General features: G+C 54.2%; 1 tRNA gene and 2 rRNA genes (1 of these 3 cut by a window edge). All 3 read right to left on the bottom strand.

Annotation, left to right across the window (positions count from 1 at the left end):
- Position 1: 1 nt before the first annotated feature.
- A tRNA-Met gene (locus CLM58_RS00160) sits at positions 2–78 on the bottom strand.
- Positions 79–159: 81 nt separating this feature from the next.
- A 5S ribosomal RNA gene (gene rrf / locus CLM58_RS00155) occupies positions 160–274 on the bottom strand.
- A 77-nt stretch (positions 275–351) separates the two neighbouring features.
- Positions 352–1,313, bottom strand: a 23S ribosomal RNA gene (locus CLM58_RS00150); it runs 1,866 nt beyond the window's last position.

Raw genomic sequence — 1,313 nt, 5'->3', positions numbered from 1 at the left:
TTGGTTGCGGGAGCAGGATTTGAACCTGCGACCTTCAGGTTATGAGCCTGACGAGCTACCGGGCTGCTCCATCCCGCGCCATTTAGGCGCCTCAGTGTTTTTGTTCTGAGGCTTGGATTGTCATCGATCTGAGAGATACGTTTTTTTGGTTTTTTCTAGGTTTGGCGGTGACCTACTCTCCCACGTCTTAAGACGCAGTACCATCGGCGCAACCGAGCTTAACGGCCGAGTTCGGGATGGGATCGGGTGTTTCTCTGGCGCTGTGACCACCAAACCGAGGAAAAACCAAAATTCCAAGTCAAGCATGTGTGTGTATGCTTCTGACCAGTATTAGCCTTGCTATTACTGGATCAAATCAAGCCTATCGGACAATTAGTACCGGTCAACTGAATGCATTGCTGCACTTACATCTCCGGCCTATCGACGTGGTGGTCTTCCACGGTCCTCAGGGATACCTTGTTTTGAGGGGGGCTTCCCGCTTAGATGCCTTCAGCGGTTATCCTGTCCGATCATAGCTACCCTGCACTGCTGCTGGCGCAACAACAGGTCCACCAGTGGATCGTTCACCCCGGTCCTCTCGTACTAGGGGCAACTCCTCTCAAGTATCCTACACCCACGGCAGATAGGGACCGAACTGTCTCACGACGTTCTAAACCCAGCTCACGTACCTCTTTAAACGGCGAACAGCCGTACCCTTGGGACCTGCTCCAGCCCCAGGATGAGATGAGCCGACATCGAGGTGCCAAACACTGCCGTCGATATGGACTCTTGGGCAGTATCAGCCTGTTATCCCCGGCGTACCTTTTATCCGTTGAGCGATGGCCCTTCCACTCGGGACCACCGGATCACTATGGCCGTCTTTCGACTCTGCTCGACTTGTCAGTCTCGCAGTCAGGCTGGCTTCTGCCATTGCACTCAACGAGCGATTTCCGACCGCTCTGAGCCAACCTTCGCGCGCCTCCGTTACTCTTTAGGAGGCGACCGCCCCAGTCAAACTACCCGCCACACAGGGTCCCGGATCCGGATAACGGACCGCGGTTAGACATCAAGCAGAACAAGGGTGGTATCTCAAAGGAGGCTCCATCAGAACTGGCGTCCTGATTTCAAAGCCTACCACCTATTCTGCACATGTTGTGCCTGATGCCAGTGTGAAGCTGTAGTAAAGGTGCACGGGGTCTTTCCGTCTAACCGCGGGAAGCCTGCATCTTGACAGGCAATTCAATTTCGCTGAGTCGATGTTGGAGACAGCGGGGAAGTCGTTACGCCATTCGTGCAGGTCGGAACTTACCCGACAAGGAATTTCGCTACCTTAG

Origin of the sequence: Actibacterium pelagium, from assembly GCF_002285415.1 — a bacterium.
GTDB lineage: Bacteria > Pseudomonadota > Alphaproteobacteria > Rhodobacterales > Rhodobacteraceae > Actibacterium_B > Actibacterium_B pelagium.
The sequence above is the reverse complement of the archived record's forward strand: the minus strand, read 5'-3'. Positions and strand labels throughout refer to the sequence as shown.